This is a genomic window from Spirosoma pulveris (assembly GCF_054781875.1).
The window spans coordinates 291,102-308,036 of the sequence record NZ_BAAGTO010000001.1; the positions used below are offsets into that span (position 1 = coordinate 291,102).

A 16,935-nucleotide genomic window follows, 5' to 3' on the forward strand; every position below is an offset into this window, starting at 1 on the left:
CCTGCTTACTGATTCACTAGTTGCGTTTTCACGACGGACTGGTCGGCCAGATCCTCACTGGCGGTTTTCAGGATGATATCACCCGGCTTTAGATCACCAAAAATTTGTGTTTGACCTGACGAATCGTCGCCTTTTTGGACTGTTACCCGAACGGCTTTTCCATCAACCACTTTGAGGACAAACGTACGGTCGATGGTACTGATGATCGCCGATTTGGGGACGTACAGACTGCCTGCCCGGGAGGAACTGACGGGCAACCGAACCGAGGCAAACATGCCCGGTTTCAGTTTATTTCCCTTATTCTGAAAGTCGATCTCAACGAGTTCAGAGCGGGTTTCCGGTCGAACACTATTGGCAATGCGGTTAATACGCCCGGTAAACGATTCATTGGGGAAACTACGAACGGAAAATTGAACCGGAGACCCCCGGTGGATATCGCCCAGGTACGCTTCCGGAACGGCTATACGCAACCGAAGCCGGTCAAGCTGTTTGATCTTCAGCATGGGTACACCATTTTGGCCGCCGGGTCCGACGAATGCTCCCGGCGACAGCCGACGGTCGGTAATGACGCCGGTAAAGGGAGCCGTTATTTTCAAATAGCTGACCAACTGCTGTACGGAATTATAATGGGCATTGGCCGCTACAACGGCCAGACTATCCGAAATGGCTTTGGTACGGGACGCGTCCAGATCGACGGGCGAAATGGCCCCCAGCGTTCGGCTGGTTCGTAATACGCGCAGGAAAGTGCCTTTGCTGGCTCCGTAAACAGCTTCAGCCGCTTTTACTTTCGAATAGGCTTCGGTTAGGTTGGCCGTTAATTCGGGGGCTTCCAACTCGGCCAGTACCTGCCCTTTTTTTACCTGGTCCCCTATATCTACATGCAGCGCTTTTACGTAGCTGCTCACCCGTGGATACAGGTCGGTTTCATAGTAACTTTCCAGCTCGCCGGGTAAATTTAATTCCGAAGTTGGCCGCGAATTAGCCACCCGGATGGCTTCGTATCGGACGTCTTCTTCAATGGGAGCTTCTTCCATCCGGCTTTTTTCGGCCGAGGAGTTGCCGCACCGGCTGAACAGAAATCCTATCCCGATCAGTAAAGTCAGACGTAAACCGGGTCGGAGCACAGCATAGAATATCTCAGAATATAACTTCATGGTGTTGATCGTTTTTAATAGGTTAAACTGGTTTCGGACCGCTCGGTAAGGGCATCGGGTGTTCCATCATAGACGGTGCTGGTTGGGTCATCCGGGTCGAGTGAGGGCGAATCGAAGTCCGTTTTGCGCTGGATAGCGGCAAAAACGACGGGCAAAATCAGCAGGGCCGCAATCGTCGAAAAGAACAGACCACCAATTACCGCCCGTCCCAACGGAGCGGTTTGTTCGCCTGACTCCCCCAGTCCGCTCGCCATGGGGATCATCCCGGCAATCATAGCCAGGGCAGTCATTAAAATCGGTCGCAGACGAGCAGCTCCCGCTACCCGTGCGGCCGCCCGGGCATCCCGGTACCGTAGTCGCAGGGATTCTGCATTGGTCACCAGCAACAGGGCATTCGCAACCGATACCCCTACCGACATGATAATACCCATGTAGGATTGCAGATTCAGTGTCTGACCGGTTATAAGGAGTAAGATGAGGGAGCCTGCCAGTACAGCCGGTATGCTCACCAGAACAACGCTCGCTACTTTAAACGACTGGTAATTGGCCGCTAGCAGCAGGAAGATCACGACGATGGCCAGCCCCAGCCCAAACTGGAGACTACCGAGGGTTTCCTGAAGCAGTTGAGCCAGCCCCCTCAATTCGACCACCGATCCTTTGGGTGGATCTCCGGCCGAAGTAATGGCAGCCTGTACGTCGCGCGTGGCTGTACCCAAATCCATTTGGTTAATATTGGCGGAAACCGTAATGATGCGCCGGGGGCCGATGCGGTCGTACTGACCAGGAACGGTAGTTGGGATAATGGTGGCGATATCGCCCAATGTGGGCCGCAGCTGCCCTTTTACCAGTGGAATGGCCTGAATGTCGGCGACCGATTTCATCTGATCCTGCTCCAGTTGAATCTGCACCTGATAGGCAAACCCTTTGGACTGGTCGAGCCACAGGTTCTTGGCCGTAAATCGGCTCGACGAGGTAGCTGCTACCAATGACTTGGAAATCTCGTCGGTGCTGAGTCCCAGTTGAGCGGCCCGCTCGCGGTCGATCTTGATCGATACGGTCGGATAGCTGAGCGGCTGGTTGATTCGTAGGTCGCGCAGGTAGGGAATTTCCCGCAGCCGGGTCAGAAGTCGGTTGGCATAATGCTGTCCTTCGGTCAGGTCTTTACCTCCCACTAAAATCTCGATGGGGGTTTGTGCGCCCTGGCTCATGATTTTATCAGTCAGGTCGATGGGTTCGAACGACAGGCGTACGTTGGGCATTTTTCGACGCACCCGCTGGCGGATCTGCTCTTTCAGCGCGTCCATGGACTCGACCTTGTAGTCGTCTGACAGGTTAATCTGCAGCACGGCCTCATGCGGCCCGGCGTTAAAGACATACAGAGCGCTGGTACCATAGCTGGAGGGGGTCATTCCCACAAAGGCGGATGATATGGCGACATTTTTCTCACCTACAAGGTCATTGATCTGTTTGATCACACGTTTTGTCAGCGCTTCGGTCCGTTCGATACGCAGCCCCTGCGGCCCCACGATCCGCACCTGAAACTGGTGCGCATGGTTTTGCCGGGGCATCATATCCTGCCCGATCTGAGAAAACCCGATCCCGATCATCAGCCCGCAAACGATCACATATACCCCAATAACCAGGGTTCGATGAGCCATCAGCGTATCGAGCAGGCGGAGGTAACCCAGTTTAAATCGCTCGAAACCCGTCACCTTTTCGGGATGGGTGGCTTCGTAGTTCTCCTGCCTATTTTCGGGTTGATTGTTCAAGTCAGGCAGTATACTCAGGTCATGCGGGCTGGCGTGTTCATGGTTCTTCAGCCACCAGTTGGCAACCACCGGCACAAACACCTGGGAGAGCAGGTAAGAGACCATGATCGAAAAGCCGACCGAGAGCGATAAGGGCAGGAACATACCCCTGGGCACCCCGTTCATGAGAAAAGCCGGGGCAAAAACCGCCAGAATGCAAAGCGTAATGAGCAGAAGCGGAAACGACATTTCCTGGCAGGCATCCAGAATGGCGCGGGCTTTGGGTTTCCCCATCTCCAGGTGCTGGTGAATGTTCTCGATCACCACCGTTGCCTGATCGACCAGAATACCGATGGCCAGCGCCAGCCCCGAGAGGGTCATGATGTTGATGGTCTGACCCGTCAGGTTGAGCAGGAGAATGGCCGTCAGTATGGAAACTGGTATAGTCAAGATAACGATCAGCGAGCTACGCCAGTCGCCCAGAAACAACAGCACCATCAGGCCGGTCAGAATGGCCCCTAGTCCCCCTTCAACTGCCAGACTATGCACCGCCTGAGTCACGTATACCGACTGGTCAAATTCGTAGGTAAGCTGCACATCGTCGGGCAGCAGGGCTTTCATTTCGGGTAGTTTAGCCTTCAGTGCATTCACCACGCTCATCGTGGACGCGTCGGCACTTTTGGTCACGGGAATGTATACCGACCGCTTCCCGTTCACCAGCGCATACCCCACCGGAATGTCGGTGGCATCTTCCACGGTCGCTACGTCGCGCAGAAACACCGTTGGGCCGACCCCTTTTCGTAAGGGGATATTCATAAATTCACTCACCTTGTCGAGTACCGTATTGCTGGGCGTCATCACGGTATAGTCGCCCATCTGCACGCTGCCGGCGGGTGAAATCTGGTTGTTCTTCACCACCGACTGCACAATTTCGTCAGGTGTCAGCTCGTAGCTGCGCATCCGCTCGGGGTCGACTTTTACAACAACGGTTCGTTCGTTACCACCAAACGGAGGGGGGGCGGATGCACCGGGAATCTGGGAAAATAGGGGCCGGATTCGGGTGGAGGCCAGATCCTGCATCTCGCCCAGCGACGCCCGGCGGCTGCTGAACACCAACTGCCCCACGGGTAAGCTGGAAGCATCGAAACGCACGACCGTGGGGGGCACCGTGCCGGGCGGCAGGTAGTTCATAACCCGGCTAACCTGGTTGGCGACTTCGCCCGATACCTGCGCCATGTTGACGTCTTCGTAAAACGTACATTTAACCAGGCAAAGGCCCTGAATATTTTTTACCTCTACCGCTTTGATACCGGATACATACAGCAGCTGGTTCTGGTACCGGGTGGCAATAAAGCCTTCCATCTGGGCCGGGGTCATCCCGCCATAAGGTTGGGCAATGTAAATCGTGGGCAGGTTAAGCCGGGGAAAAATGTCGACCGGTATCTGGAGGAGGGCCAGCACCGCAAATAAAATGACACCCGCCATGGCAACGATGACCGTAATGGGTTTGGCTAGGGCTGATTTAATCATAATCGTTGCGTTAGCGGGGGAGTTGTAGGAGAAAACTATCGAGATCGCCGGCCGTAGCCGCGCGCAGGAGCAAAGCCCGCCAGACACTATTGGTTACCAGCGCCTGGTCGACTTCGGCCCGGTTGAGCAGCGCAGTCGTTTGGGTCAGCGCCAGAATATTGTCCAGGCCCGATTCGTAGCGGGCCTGTGCCTGTATATACGCCTGCTGGGCCGCATCCAGCTGAAGCGGTGCCTGCTGAGCCCGGGCCTGCGCCAGTTCAAGCTGTAATACCGCATTCTGACTGGCCGCCTGAATGGCTAATGACTGCTGATCGAACGATTCCTGGACGCTGTTGATGCGCTCTTTCTGAGCCGAAAGCTGGTATTTCGTACGAAACAGATCGGTTGGCCGCCAGATGGCCGTAACTCCCACAATGTAATTATAGGCGCGCAGGGGCAAACCGGCTCCCGGCGACGGGTCGATGCGGAAGCTGCCATCGGGCCGGGCCTGCTCGCCAATACCGGAGCCTCTTCCCTGAAGGGAGCCGAGGACCGAAATCGAAGGTAAAGCGCCAGCTTTGAGTAGGGTCTCGCCCGCTCTTCCCAGGTCGATGGCTTTCTGATAAGCCCGCAACTGGGGGTGAAGAGTCGATCCTGCCGGTGGGGCGACGGGCAGTTGGGGAATACGGTTATAAAACGCCAGCGAATCGAGCTGGACGTTCGGATTGGGCTGCCCCAGTAGTTCGGTTAGCCGGAGAACCTGCTGCTGAGCCAGCTGCTGACTTTCGAGCAACTGCAACCGGGCGCGGGCTACTTCGGCATTGGTGACCGAACTATCAATACCCGGCCGAAGTCCACCTTCGGTGCTGGCCCGGATGATGAGCTGAAGCGCTTGTGCCCGCCGAAGGTTAGCAGCTTGCAGAGCTACTGATTTGCGGGCGTTGAGGGCTAACAGATAGGCATCGCAAACCCGTACCTGGTGGGTAAACAATTCGCCTTCGTAGTCGGCCCGGGCTTGTTCAATGGCTACCCGCGCCTGATTTCGCCGAGCTTGCCGGCGCCCGAAGGTTACGGCCTCCCAGTCGACGACCAGCGAAGCACCGCTGCTCCAGCTCGCCTGGTTGTTGAACCCATCCGTACGAACACCTGAGATGGGTAGCAATAGCCCGCCGTTGGAAACGTAGGCCCCCCGAACCTGATTGGATGTCGCATTCAGGGCCTGTGCCTGCATACCCGCCTGGGGCAGCAACGACAGGTTCAGAACTTGTGCATCGGCTTCGGCCGCCCGGATCGTGGCCAGTTTACCCCGCAGAATCGGGTAGTTGGTGCGGGCTATGTCCAGCGCCTGCAACAAGGTAAGCTGGTTGGTTGCGGCAGGAGCCGTAGAGCCCGGTTGCGCGTTGGACTGGCCAGACCACAAACCGGCTACCAGCACCAGTACCCCTGCAAATTGTTTTTCTCCGCTGAGCATACACCTGATTCGATGAATAAGGGCAAAGCTACAGCCGCGATATTAGAGCCAGATTAGTGCCAGATTAGTTACTATTAGAGCCCCTCAAGCCGAACGAAGCGGCAGAGTGACATCCGTAATCGTCCCTCCGCCGGTGCGGGGCCGTAGCTGGAGTTGTCCCTGATGCAGGGTAATAATCCGGTGGGCCAGCGTTAACCCAATCCCGAATCCCTCCATCATCTGTACGTTGGAACCCCGCACCAGCGGCAGTAAAACCCGCTCTTCTTCGCCGGGTGCCAAACCAATGCCCCGGTCTTCGATGCGGATTCGGGCCCGCTGTTCGGTATCCATTTCCAAACATAATTCAACCGGTTGTCCACTCGAGTACTTTGCTGCGTTATCCAGCAGATTCAGCAGTGCGGTTTTAAGCAGGTGGGCATTACCCCAAACCATAACGGGCAATTGCTGTTCGATGATACCGTCACTGATTTGTACGGATAAGGCCTGCCCCGCCCGCTGTTTTCCCAGCGTATCGGCGGCTTCGAGCACAACTTCGACCAGCTCGATGGGCTGCCGGTCGAGTTGTGCATCGACCCCGTCAATCCGGGCCAGTTGCAGCAGGCCACTCGACAAGGCCGTTAGTTTATCGAGTTCTTTTACCGCCTGAGCCATACCTCGCCGGAGGCTGTCCAGATCGGTATCATATAACAGCGACGTTTCCAGCCATCCCTTCAGCGTCGTTAGGGGCGTTCGTAATTCATGAGAAGCCTGCGCGATAAACGACCGCTGGTTCTCTACCAGCTGTTCCTGCCGGACGAGTAAGTCATTGAACGCCTGAGCCAGCACGCCAACCTCATCGTGCGGATTATCGGCCTTCAGCCGGAACGGGACTGTGCTGGCCCCTGGCGCATTGATCTGAACAATCAGGTTGCTGAGCGGCTGGAGAGCCTGGCGTGAGAAAAAATACCCCAGCAGACTAACCAGCCCGATCGCCACCACATTACCCACGATAAACAGGTCGCGTAAATCATGCTGACGCTGATACCCGTCCTGATCGTAAGCAGTTGCAATGGCTACATATTCCCGCCCATCGGGAGACGGCGTAACCCCCGCGTAGGTGAGGGCAACGCCGTCTTTGGGGTAGAGGTGTCCCGGACTTTCGTAGGTGAACCTAACCAGCCTCTCCCGCCGGACGCGCTCCCGAAAGGCATTAGTCGATACAAAGTCGTTGGTTTGCTGGCTGGTGTAGATCAGGCTGTCGGATGGCGAATAAACGAACTCCACCTGCTCGAGCATGGACGTAATGACGCTGCCTGCCACCGATCCCCTGAGCGTGAGCAGTTGTTCCGTTACCCTGGCTTTCCGGGATAGCCGGTCTTCGATGGAGCGTTGCCGGAAGTTGGTATAGGTACTGTAGACGTACACCGAAAATATGAACAGAATGCTGGCTACCAGTAACGAAAACCAAAGAATAAGTTTGTGCTTGATTTGCATGCTCAACCTCGTAAAACATACCCCATTCCCACAATCGTGTGCAATAGTTTGGGGTTAAATTCCTTGTCAATTTTTTTTCGCAGGTAGTTGATATACACCTCGATCACGTTTGTCGTGGTATCGAAATGCAGATCCCATACTTTTTCGGCAATATCGACCCGGCTAACGGTGCGTCCCTGGTTGATCATCAGGTATTCCAGGAGGGCATATTCCCGGGCCGTCAGGTCAATGCGTTTTCCGGCACGGAATACCGAATGAGCCTCGGTGTCGAGTTCCAGATCGGCCACGCGCAACACGGTTTTCAATCCCGTTAAGTCGCTGTTTCGCCGGGCCAGCGCTTTGATCCGCAGCATCAGCTCCCGAAACGCGAAGGGTTTCACCAGATAGTCGTCGGCACCAGCGCCAAAGCCGTTTTCTTTGTCGGGCAGGCTGTCCAGCGCGGTGAGCAGCATAACCGATTGGCGGGGTAGTGCCTGCTTGATCCGCCGACATAAATCAAATCCGTTGATGTGCGGTAAATTGACATCCAGCACAATAACATCGTAGCTGTGGTTGTCGGCCAGACTTTGCCCCACCAACCCATCATATGCCAGATCAATTTCGTAGCCTTCGCTCTCGACGCCTTTGCGAATGAACGAGGCCAGGCTTACTTCGTCTTCAACGAGTAGTATTTTCATAGTGAGTGCAGGGGAGGGCAAGAGTCGCAGTTTAGGAATGCTTTTTCAGGAATTGTTTGATTCGCTCAACCCAGGCCCACAGTCGAATATCGGTCGGTTGTCTGGCTGCTGGCAGCTTGCCAATCGGGGTGCCCGGATCAGCCGAAAGGGCTGCCGACTTTGGCACCACCAGTTGCTGGGCTGCATAAAGACTCTGGTGGCCCGACATCAGAAAACTTATGACGCAGGACAAGGCGGCATACGGGGCAATTGACGCACCAAACAATTCAACCGCCAGCATACTGGTTGCAATGGGTGTATTGGTGGTTCCCGCCAGCAGACTTACAAAGCCGATAGCCGCAAAGGTGGATTGATCTGCCCCGACCAGATTGGCGAAGAAACTCCCGGCCGTTGCACCGATAAATAATATCGGCGTAATGACACTACCACTCCGGCTGATACTGAGTGTGATGACCGTAAACAAGGCTTTCAGCAGAAAGGCATACCCTTTCACCGGCATGCCGCGAATGCAGTCTTCCATCAAATTCAGGCCTAATCCTAAATAGTCTCTGGAGAACAAAAGGGTCAAACCGACCAGAATTACCCCGCCCAGCAGCCCCTTTAAGGGGCGCCAGAGGGGGATCGCCTGGGTAAAACGCGTACTGCTTTGGATGACTCGAATGAGGGCGTAGGCGCATACTCCAAAAAATAACCCACCCGCCAGTAGTTGCAGGAAAAAACCTTGCCCGAAAGCCGGAACAAATTTCAGGGGATAATAAAAGAACGTGACCCCAAGGGCCGAAGAAACCTGGTAGGCCGTTAGAGAGGCTACAAAGGCGGGCAGTAGTACATCATAAAAAATAACCCCAACGGCCAATACCTCTATGCCAAACAAAGCCCCCGCCATGGGCGCGCCAAAGACACAGGCAAACCCGGCACAAAAGCCACAAAGGACCATCTTTCGGCGATCAACGTCGTCTACCCGAAACAAATTGGCGCAGACGCTTCCGATACCTGCGCCAATCTGGGCGCAGGGGCTCTCTTTACCCGCTGAGCCACCCGTTGCCAGAATAAGTACCACATTAATGACTTTGGTTGGAATGAAGCCCCCTTCCAGCTTGCCGTAATTTGTATTGATGGCCTCAATCAGGGTGTCGGTTCCGAGATGACGCTTCAAAACAAACTGGCTGAGTAGATTGGCCAGAAAGAAGCTGAGTGGCAGCAGGTAAAAGATAGGCTGATAGGCGTTGCTCTGTTCAATAACGTAATGAAGAAAGCGGATGAATCCCGACGCAACAAAGCCCGCCAGACAGCCGATGAGACTGGCAATGATCAGCCATTTCAGCACTGAAAAGAATAAGATCACTTCCTCATTAATCCGCATTAGGATGTAAACTGTAGAAGTGTACACTCAGTTTATCCGGGCTGCTGGTTACTGCCGGCGGGTAAGCAATAGCTGAAAGGGACCAATAGGACTGGTTGCCCCGGTTAGCGCCCTTATTTACTGGCAACGACCTGCCCATCTCTGTATGCAAGAACGGCTGCCTTATAGCCAATACGCATGGCATTGACGTACAGCGTGTCGCCAGGGTCGAGGGGTATAACCGAGTCGGAATAGACATCCCAGACGGGTTGGGCAGGCACTTTTCCGCCCGTTTTCGCGCCCGTCATAATGACAAAATCCCAGCTCTCGACGGTGTGCATGTCCGTGACGTCCGGCTTGCCCGCTTTCACCACCCGGTACCCAATAGATGCCCCTTTGGTGGCACAGGCCAATGTTACCCCGCCGGAGGCCGGTTTCACCTGCGGTGAAGCGGTAGCCGGGGGCTCGTCCAGACCATTCCACATTTGCCGGAGCATTTCCCGTTCGGGGGTGGCGGCTCTATCGCCCACCTGCCTGATCCACTGTTGATACACGGCCTGTAGCTCGTTTAGCTTGCGCTTATGAGCAGGGTCCGTTGCCAGATTGTGCAGTTCGTAGGGGTCATTTTCCAGGTCGTAGAGCTCTTCCACGGGTTTGGTGGTAAACCAGCTCATCGGTATTGGACCAAGCTTCCCGGCATCCCGTAAGGCGATGATCTCCCGCATCATCGGTATGCTCATCCGGTACTGGATAGGCTGATAATAGGGCTTCTCGGGCATGTAGTTATAGAGATAGCGGTAACGCTTATCCCGCACCATACGAACCCGGTCATATTCCGTATCCATCCGGTCGCGGGCGGCAAACACATACCGGCGAGCGGATTTAGCTTTCTGTTTTCCCAGAAAGGCCTGCCCCTGCATGTAATTTGGAATGGGGATTCCGGCCAGTGAAAGGACCGTCGGGGCAAAGTCAACGGCACTGATCAAGTCGGCATTGACGGTACCGGCGCTGGAGGCTCCCGGAAACCGGATAATGAAAGGAATGTGCGTTCCCCGCTCCAGTATCTCCCGCTTCGTCCAGGGTAGATTACCGCCGTGATCACTATAGAAAAAGATAATCGTGTTGTCATACAGGCCATCCGCTTTCAGCATCCGAATAAGTTCGCCAACCTGGCTGTCCATCCGCTCAACGTTGGTCAGCATGCGGGCAATACCCTGACGAACCACTTTCGTGTCGGGGTAAAGGGGCGGCACGTTCACCTGGCTGCCATCAACCAGCAAACTATCTTTCCGGCTAAACAACTGGGATTCATGCGTAATCATGAAATTGAAAACGGCAAAGAAAGGCTTGTCTTTGGGTCGATTCCGAAAGGAGGCTGCCGGCCCATTTTCATCCCACACCGTTACAGGAGCCACAAATTGATAATCCTGCTTCTCGTTGTTGGTGCAGTAATAACCCGCTTTTCGCAGGTACTCCGGAAAGCATTTTACATTTTCAGGAATGACGGCCGAATACGGGGGAACCGGCTGGTACTTAGGGTCGCCACCGGTACGCATATGCTGCGTACCGATCGACTGCTGGTACATCCCCGTTATAATGGCCGATCGGCTGGGCGCGCAAACACCGGCGGTGGTGTAGACATGCGTATAGCGTACACCTTCCTTCGCCAGTTGATCGATGTTCGGGGTTTTCACCTCTTTATCCCCATAAGCCCCAATGTAGGGCGACGTATCTTCGCAGGTGATCCAGATAATGTTGGGTCGCCCTGCCGCTTGCCGGTTGACGACCTGTTGACCCGAAGCAGTGCCTACACCGGCCCAGACGAGCAGAACAAATACCAGGTGGGCAATCCGTTTCATGACAACAGAATATAGAAGGTTAGGTTATTGCGGACGGCTCTCAAAAATCGTTAAAGCTTCGGTATCCTTGTTTTTGACAATATGCGCCTTTAGCTGCGTTTTCAGGGTGGCCGTTATTGTCTCGTATCCTTTTTGACCGTACACGTTTTTCAGGTTGTGCGGGTCTTTTTGAATATCATATAGCTCCCAGAAATTCTCAGGTCCATAAAAGCGGGCAATGGTATAGCGATCCGTACGAAGACCGAAATGGGGTGACACGTGGTGCGGCTCCGGATATTCGTAATAGTGGTAATAGGCCTGATCCTGCCAGTTGGCTTTCTGTCCCGTCAGCACCGGTAAAAAGGATTTCCCCTGCAGCTCACCGGGAATAGCCGTACCCATAATATTTAACAAAGTCGGTGCCCAGTCGACATTCGACACGACACTGCGTACCTGGGTGCCGGGTTTAATAACGCCCGGATAACGAATAACGAACGGCGTTTTCAGGGATTCCTCGTAGATCCACCGCTTATCGAACCAGCCGTGCTCGCCCAGGTAAAAGCCCTGGTCGGAGGTATAAATAACGACCGTATTTTTGGCCAGACCTGTTTGGTCGAGGTAGGCGAGCAATTTACCAATGTTGCGGTCGAGGGAGTTGGCGGTCGCTAAATAATCCCGCATGTAGCGCTGGTACTTCCATTCCACCAGAGCTTTACCGCTGAGCTTCTGCGCGTCGAATTCGCGGCTGACACGATTATAATACGTCGAAAAGGCTTTCTTCTGCTCCGGGTCAAGCCGCTTGTAGGAACCATTGCGCACATAGTTTTCCAATTGCTTATCCCGCTCCGGAGTAATGGGCTGATTCCCGAAATAGGCTTCATTCAATTCCTTTTTCGCCTGATCCATCTTCGATTCATCCAGGTCATAATCCACGTGAATTTTCAGGTCTTCCTTGAGCCGCATCGTTTTATCGATGGTCATATCCTGCTTCTGAGCCGCCAGCCGCCCTTCGTATTGGTCGTAAAACGTGGGGGGTATCGGAAACGTGACCTTGTCATAAGCGCCCAAATCCTCAATGGCAGGCATCCACTCGCGGTGGGTTGCTTTATGGCCCACCACCAGAAAGAAGGGCTTGGACGTATCCCGCTTCTCCAGCCACTCGGTCGAAAGCTGTGTCACCACGTCGGTAACATAACCGGGATAGCGTTTGGTCTGGTTTTGCGAGTTGACAAAATCCGAGTTGTAGTAGCTGCCATGACCGGGCAGGATGTTGAGGTAATCGAAGCCGTGGGGCAGGCTACCCAGGTGCATTTTACCCACCCAGGCGGTTTGGTAGCCGTTTTTTTGTAACTCTTCCGGAAAAACGGGCTGGTTGATGTCGAATACTTTTTCGTTTAGTTTATAGCCGTTGGTATGGCTGAACTTACCCGTCAGCAACGTTGCCCGGCTGGGTCCACAAATCGAGTTGGAGATGATGTTATTGTAGAGGATGGCCCCTTCCCGTGCAATACGGTCGATATTGGGCGTTTTCGCCAGCTTGCTCCCGTAGGCACTGATTGCCTGTGAGGTGTGGTCGTCGGAGATAATAAAGATAACGTTGGGTTTCGATGGCGGTGCAGCGTTTTCCGTTTCGGGTGAAAAAGCCGGCACGATGACCACCAGCAGCCCTAGTAAAGTCACTCCGGTTAGCCAGTTGGGCAGGGATCGTAAAAACATACGCTGAGAATTTTATGGGTTAATCACTTACAAACCGGGAACGGGTAGTTGACAGAGCGGTATCGGGACTCGATTTTATAGAGATCGGTGAGCGATAACTGCTGCTTTTTGACTCATTGCAAAGAAAGAACTTGCCCTGCTCTACCCGTTTGGGAGTAGCTAACTCCTGAGTGCCGTAGCTCCGGGCAGGCCCGGCTGGTTCTTTGAGGTTTACTTAAATTTTCTGAAGAACTTATTCCTGGTGTAACGAGAATCATGGATGTACTCATACTTAAATATTTGAATATCAATAGCTCGTTTTTGTCATCCCGACGAAAGGAGGGATCTTGGGTAAGTTGGAGCACTTCACTATTACCCAAGATCCCTCCTTTCGTCGGGATGACAAAAACGAGCCTTGCTTAGTCGTTAAAATGTCCATTATTCACGGTAGGGTAAGGCAATTAGCAGTGACAAAAACCTGCAAACGTGCGCCAAACCAGGAATTACTTTTCATACGGGTTGAGTTCGCCCTCCTTAGGCCGGAAGGATCGATGGAACGGGTTCCGCAGAATGACATCGACCATAAAGGTAATCGTTGTATTAAATGGGCTCAGGGCGTCGCTTCGATAGGTTTGATATAATAATAAACCGACATCGATATCTAGTTTCAGGGGACCACTTGTTTGATGCCGGTAATAACCGGAACTTTTGTGAGCTTTAGCCGGCTTGCCTGATACCCATTCAGATCATGAGCAATAGCTGGATTACTTGAATTTCTTTTGTTGTTTAAGTGCAAAGTTGACTAACAGAATCAGCACGGGAACTTCGATCAACGGCCCGATCACGGCGGCAAAAGCAGCCCCGGAATTGATACCGAATACCGCGATGGCTACAGCAATACCCAACTCAAAATTGTTACCTGCGGCCGTGAAAGCCAGTGAGGTTGATTTGCCGTAATCGGCACCGGCCCGTTTGGACAGGTAGAAAGCCGAAAAGAACATGATAGCAAAATAGATCGATAGCGGAAGGGCGATGCGCAGCACGTCGAGCGGAATAGAAACAATGAGCTGTCCCTTCAGGCTAAACATGACCACAATCGTGAACAGTAACGCGTAGAGCGTTATTGGACTGATAGCAGGCAAAAACGTTTGTTCGTACCATGTCTGGCTAAACACTCGTGTGAGGAGCATCCGTGAGAGAAGACCCGCCAAAAAGGGAATGCCCAAATAAATGAAAACGCTTTTAGCTACTTCGCCAATGCCGATCGTTACGCTGTAGCCATGCAGCCCGAACAGGGGCGGCAATACGGTGATGAATAGCCAGGCATAGACGGAATAGAAAAACACCTGGAAGATGCTGTTGAAGGCCACCAGGCCAGCCGCGTATAGCCGGTCGCCACCTGCCAGATCGTTCCAGACAATCACCATCGCAATACAACGGGCTATGCCGATCATGATCAGACCCGTCATGTATTCGGGCTTATCAGGTAAAAACATAACCGCCAGACCGAACATTAGCAAAGGGCCAGCAATCCAGTTTTGCAGAAGCGAAAGTGCCAGGATTTTAGTGTTGGCAAACACCTTGGGCAGTTCTTCATACCTGACTTTTGCCAGCGGAGGATACATCATCAGAACCAGGCCAACGGCCAACGGCACATTTGTGGTGCCGGAAGTGAAACCATTGATGAAGCGCTCCGACTGCGGGAAAAAGTAACCGATGCCCACACCGATCAGCATCGCCAGGAATATCCACAGCGTCAGAAATCGGTCGAGAAACGATAAACGGGGGGTACTCATGATTGGGTGGTTTAAAGCGTGCGTTTCATCACGATTGCCGATGAGGGGCAAAGACCGCTGAACTGCCGGGTTTGCTGGATGACTTCGGGCACAGTATCCCGGCTCACAAAGGCAAAACCGCAGCGCGTAAAATACCCCTCGGCAGTAGTAGTAATCAGGTAGATTTCTTTCAACTGCATGGCTTCGGCGGTAACTGCCAGGCGGTCGATCAGTTGAGCCGCAATGCCTTTTCCCTGATGAGCGGGGTCGACGGCCACCGAACGCAGTAGGCCCACCGATCCGAAGGACTCAAGACCCGCTACGCCCACGGGAATTCCCTCGTCTTTGGCCAGGACGAAATGGGGGAGGCCCGCCGGTAAGTCCTCGGTGAGCAGATCGCCTTGTTCAAGCAAAGCCACAACGGCTTCTTTCTCGTCCGGCCGGGCTGTTTCAATAGAAATGTCCATGAATAGTGCAGGATGGGTTCACAGAATCAATTCTTAACAAACTTCATGTACGTTTCGAGTTGATTGATGATTGGGCAGTGTTGGGCGTGTTAGTTACAGCAATCCGGGCCGCAACAAGCACTGCCGGCTGGTTTTGTATCAGCGCTGCGGACAGGCTTCCGGGCAAAGACAGTCACACTGTAGATCCCTTTGTTCCGTTGGCGGTACTCCGCAATTTCGTCGGCAGACAAATAATTTTGCAGCACCGAATCGGGCAGGTTGATCTCACGTTCTTTTTGCACCTGAATATCCGTAAATCCGTTCTGTTTAACGAGTTGCAAATAAGCGTCCTTCTGGATAGCCCCCGAAACGCAGCCCACATACATTTCGGCATCCTGCTGTAACCCTGCGGGTAAGTCGCCCAGCAGCACAATATCGGATATGCTGAAATGGCCACCGGGCTTTAAAATACGGAAGGTTTCGGCAAAGGCTTTCGGCTTGTCGGGAACCAGATTCATCACGCAGTTACTCACCACCACATCCGCCAAATTGTCCGGTAAAGGCATGTCTTCGATATCGCCATACACAAACTCGACATTAGTAAATCCTAACGCTTTCGCATTCTTGCGGGCGCGGTCAATCATAGCCGGGGTCATATCCAGGCCGATCACGCGTCCCGTTTCGCCCGCTTCTGCACGAGCGACAAAGCAATCATTGCCAGCGCCCGAACCCAAATCCACCACTGTGTCGCCGGGTTTGATCCGGGCAAGTTGGGTTGGTAGTCCGCAGCCCAATCCCAAATCGGCATCGGCTACATAGCCAGTTAATTCCTGGTAATCCTGAGCCATGACAATGGGCACGTTGGCTTCTGGTTCAGATCCCGGCCGGGATTGGTCACAACATGAAGTAGGGCCACAGCAGCCAGCAGTATCGGCCGGACCGTTGTACGGTTGTTCAGCAATGGCGCCGTACTTCTGGCGTACGGTTTCTTTGATTTGCTCGGCAGTTTCCATGTAAATCTCTATCGTTTAAATGTAATATTACGATTGAAGCGGGTAAAAAAATAGCTGCGGCCTTAACAGCAAGTCGCCGTACCAACGACTGTGTCGAACAGCGAGCCAAAAGCTTGCCGTGCTTCTTCCCATACAGTCTCGTTGATGCAGTAGCAAACACGGGGCGGATTGATCTCTCCCTGAATGATGCCAATGCGCTTTAACTCTTTCAAATGCTGCGAAACGGTTGCCTGGGCCAACGGCAATTCATCCACCAGATCACCGCAAACGCAGGCTTTTTTCCGGGCCAGCATTTGCAGGATAGCCACCCGTGCCGGATGCGCGAAGGCTTTCGCCAAATCCGCAAGGCGATTCTGTTCGTCGGTGAATATTTCGGTTTTCGTCACTCCCATGGTGCAAAGGTAGCCTATAATTAATTCATTGTAATATTACGATAAGAGCTTTTTTGTTCTTTTTTTCGGCATTTTATTGGTCCACAGGCTGGTAGTAAATACCAGCGAGAGGAGCGCAGTACGTACAATACGCTGTCTTTCTGATGCATCTGCCGCTGGTAACCGGAAAGGGTCTGCTGGAGCTGTACGGTCTGATCAAACATATAAGCCTCCTTTTGTCGGGCTTCGTCAATTTGCTGATTCTGTTCATTAAGCTGGTACACATTCAGCAAAAGCGACCCCAACAGGACCAGCAGTAGTCCATAGGTGGCTGTGCCCTGAGGTACTGCACCCGGCAATTTCCCATCAACTAAATTCGATAACTTTTTCATGGCCATCTGCCCGAAAGGGCTTTATTGAACG

At 53.5% G+C, this 16,935-nt stretch carries 13 protein-coding genes; all 13 read right to left on the reverse strand.

The features are described 5' to 3' along the window. Positions 1 to 5: 5 nt before the first annotated feature. The 13 genes from ACYVJM_RS01160 to ACYVJM_RS01220 all read right to left on the reverse strand — a co-directional run bounded on the left by ACYVJM_RS01160 (position 6) and on the right by ACYVJM_RS01220 (position 16,904). Complete coding sequence (locus tag ACYVJM_RS01160; RefSeq protein ID WP_461146373.1) at positions 6 to 1,154, reverse strand: efflux RND transporter periplasmic adaptor subunit; 1,149 nt, start codon at positions 1,152 to 1,154, stop codon at positions 6 to 8. A 14-nt stretch (positions 1,155 to 1,168) separates the two neighbouring features. Further along, positions 1,169 to 4,432, reverse strand: coding sequence for an efflux RND transporter permease subunit (locus ACYVJM_RS01165; RefSeq protein WP_461146374.1), 3,264 nt, complete (start codon positions 4,430 to 4,432; stop codon positions 1,169 to 1,171). Between the two features lie 10 nt (positions 4,433 to 4,442). Beyond that, positions 4,443 to 5,882, reverse strand: coding sequence for a TolC family protein (locus ACYVJM_RS01170; RefSeq protein ID WP_461146375.1), 1,440 nt, complete (start codon positions 5,880 to 5,882; stop codon positions 4,443 to 4,445). A gap of 84 nt (positions 5,883 to 5,966) precedes the next feature. Next, positions 5,967 to 7,355 (reverse strand): sensor histidine kinase, encoded by a 1,389-nt coding sequence (locus ACYVJM_RS01175; protein WP_461146376.1) that lies wholly within the window; start codon positions 7,353 to 7,355, stop codon positions 5,967 to 5,969. Between the two features lie 2 nt (positions 7,356 to 7,357). Then, positions 7,358 to 8,032 carry a response regulator gene (locus tag ACYVJM_RS01180; RefSeq protein WP_461146377.1) on the reverse strand — a complete coding sequence of 225 codons (675 nt, stop codon included), beginning with the start codon at positions 8,030 to 8,032 and terminating at the stop codon, positions 7,358 to 7,360. A 31-nt stretch (positions 8,033 to 8,063) separates the two neighbouring features. Next, a complete protein-coding gene (locus ACYVJM_RS01185) occupies positions 8,064 to 9,395 on the reverse strand; it encodes a chloride channel protein (RefSeq protein WP_461146378.1) in 1,332 nt (443 codons plus the stop codon). Positions 9,396 to 9,508: 113 nt separating this feature from the next. Continuing rightward, positions 9,509 to 11,233 (reverse strand): sulfatase family protein, encoded by a 1,725-nt coding sequence (locus ACYVJM_RS01190; RefSeq protein ID WP_461146379.1) that lies wholly within the window; start codon positions 11,231 to 11,233, stop codon positions 9,509 to 9,511. Between the two features lie 24 nt (positions 11,234 to 11,257). Continuing rightward, a complete protein-coding gene (locus ACYVJM_RS01195) occupies positions 11,258 to 12,928 on the reverse strand; it encodes a sulfatase family protein (RefSeq protein WP_461146380.1) in 1,671 nt (556 codons plus the stop codon). A gap of 743 nt (positions 12,929 to 13,671) precedes the next feature. After that, complete coding sequence (gene arsB / locus ACYVJM_RS01200) at positions 13,672 to 14,703, reverse strand: ACR3 family arsenite efflux transporter (protein ID WP_461146381.1); 1,032 nt, start codon at positions 14,701 to 14,703, stop codon at positions 13,672 to 13,674. Between the two features lie 11 nt (positions 14,704 to 14,714). After that, positions 14,715 to 15,149 carry an arsenic resistance N-acetyltransferase ArsN2 gene (arsN2, locus tag ACYVJM_RS01205; protein ID WP_461146382.1) on the reverse strand — a complete coding sequence of 145 codons (435 nt, stop codon included), beginning with the start codon at positions 15,147 to 15,149 and terminating at the stop codon, positions 14,715 to 14,717. 89 nt (positions 15,150 to 15,238) lie between these two features. Further along, positions 15,239 to 16,141: an arsenite methyltransferase gene (locus tag ACYVJM_RS01210; protein WP_461146383.1), complete on the reverse strand. Its 903-nt coding sequence runs from the start codon at positions 16,139 to 16,141 to the stop codon at positions 15,239 to 15,241. A 62-nt stretch (positions 16,142 to 16,203) separates the two neighbouring features. Beyond that, the gene (locus ACYVJM_RS01215) at positions 16,204 to 16,533 is read right to left on the reverse strand and encodes an ArsR/SmtB family transcription factor (RefSeq protein WP_461146384.1); all 330 of its coding nucleotides are present in this window, start codon (positions 16,531 to 16,533) and stop codon (positions 16,204 to 16,206) included. 20 nt (positions 16,534 to 16,553) lie between these two features. Continuing rightward, positions 16,554 to 16,904 carry a hypothetical protein gene (locus ACYVJM_RS01220; protein WP_461146385.1) on the reverse strand — a complete coding sequence of 117 codons (351 nt, stop codon included), beginning with the start codon at positions 16,902 to 16,904 and terminating at the stop codon, positions 16,554 to 16,556. Between the last annotated feature and the right edge of the window lie 31 nt (positions 16,905 to 16,935).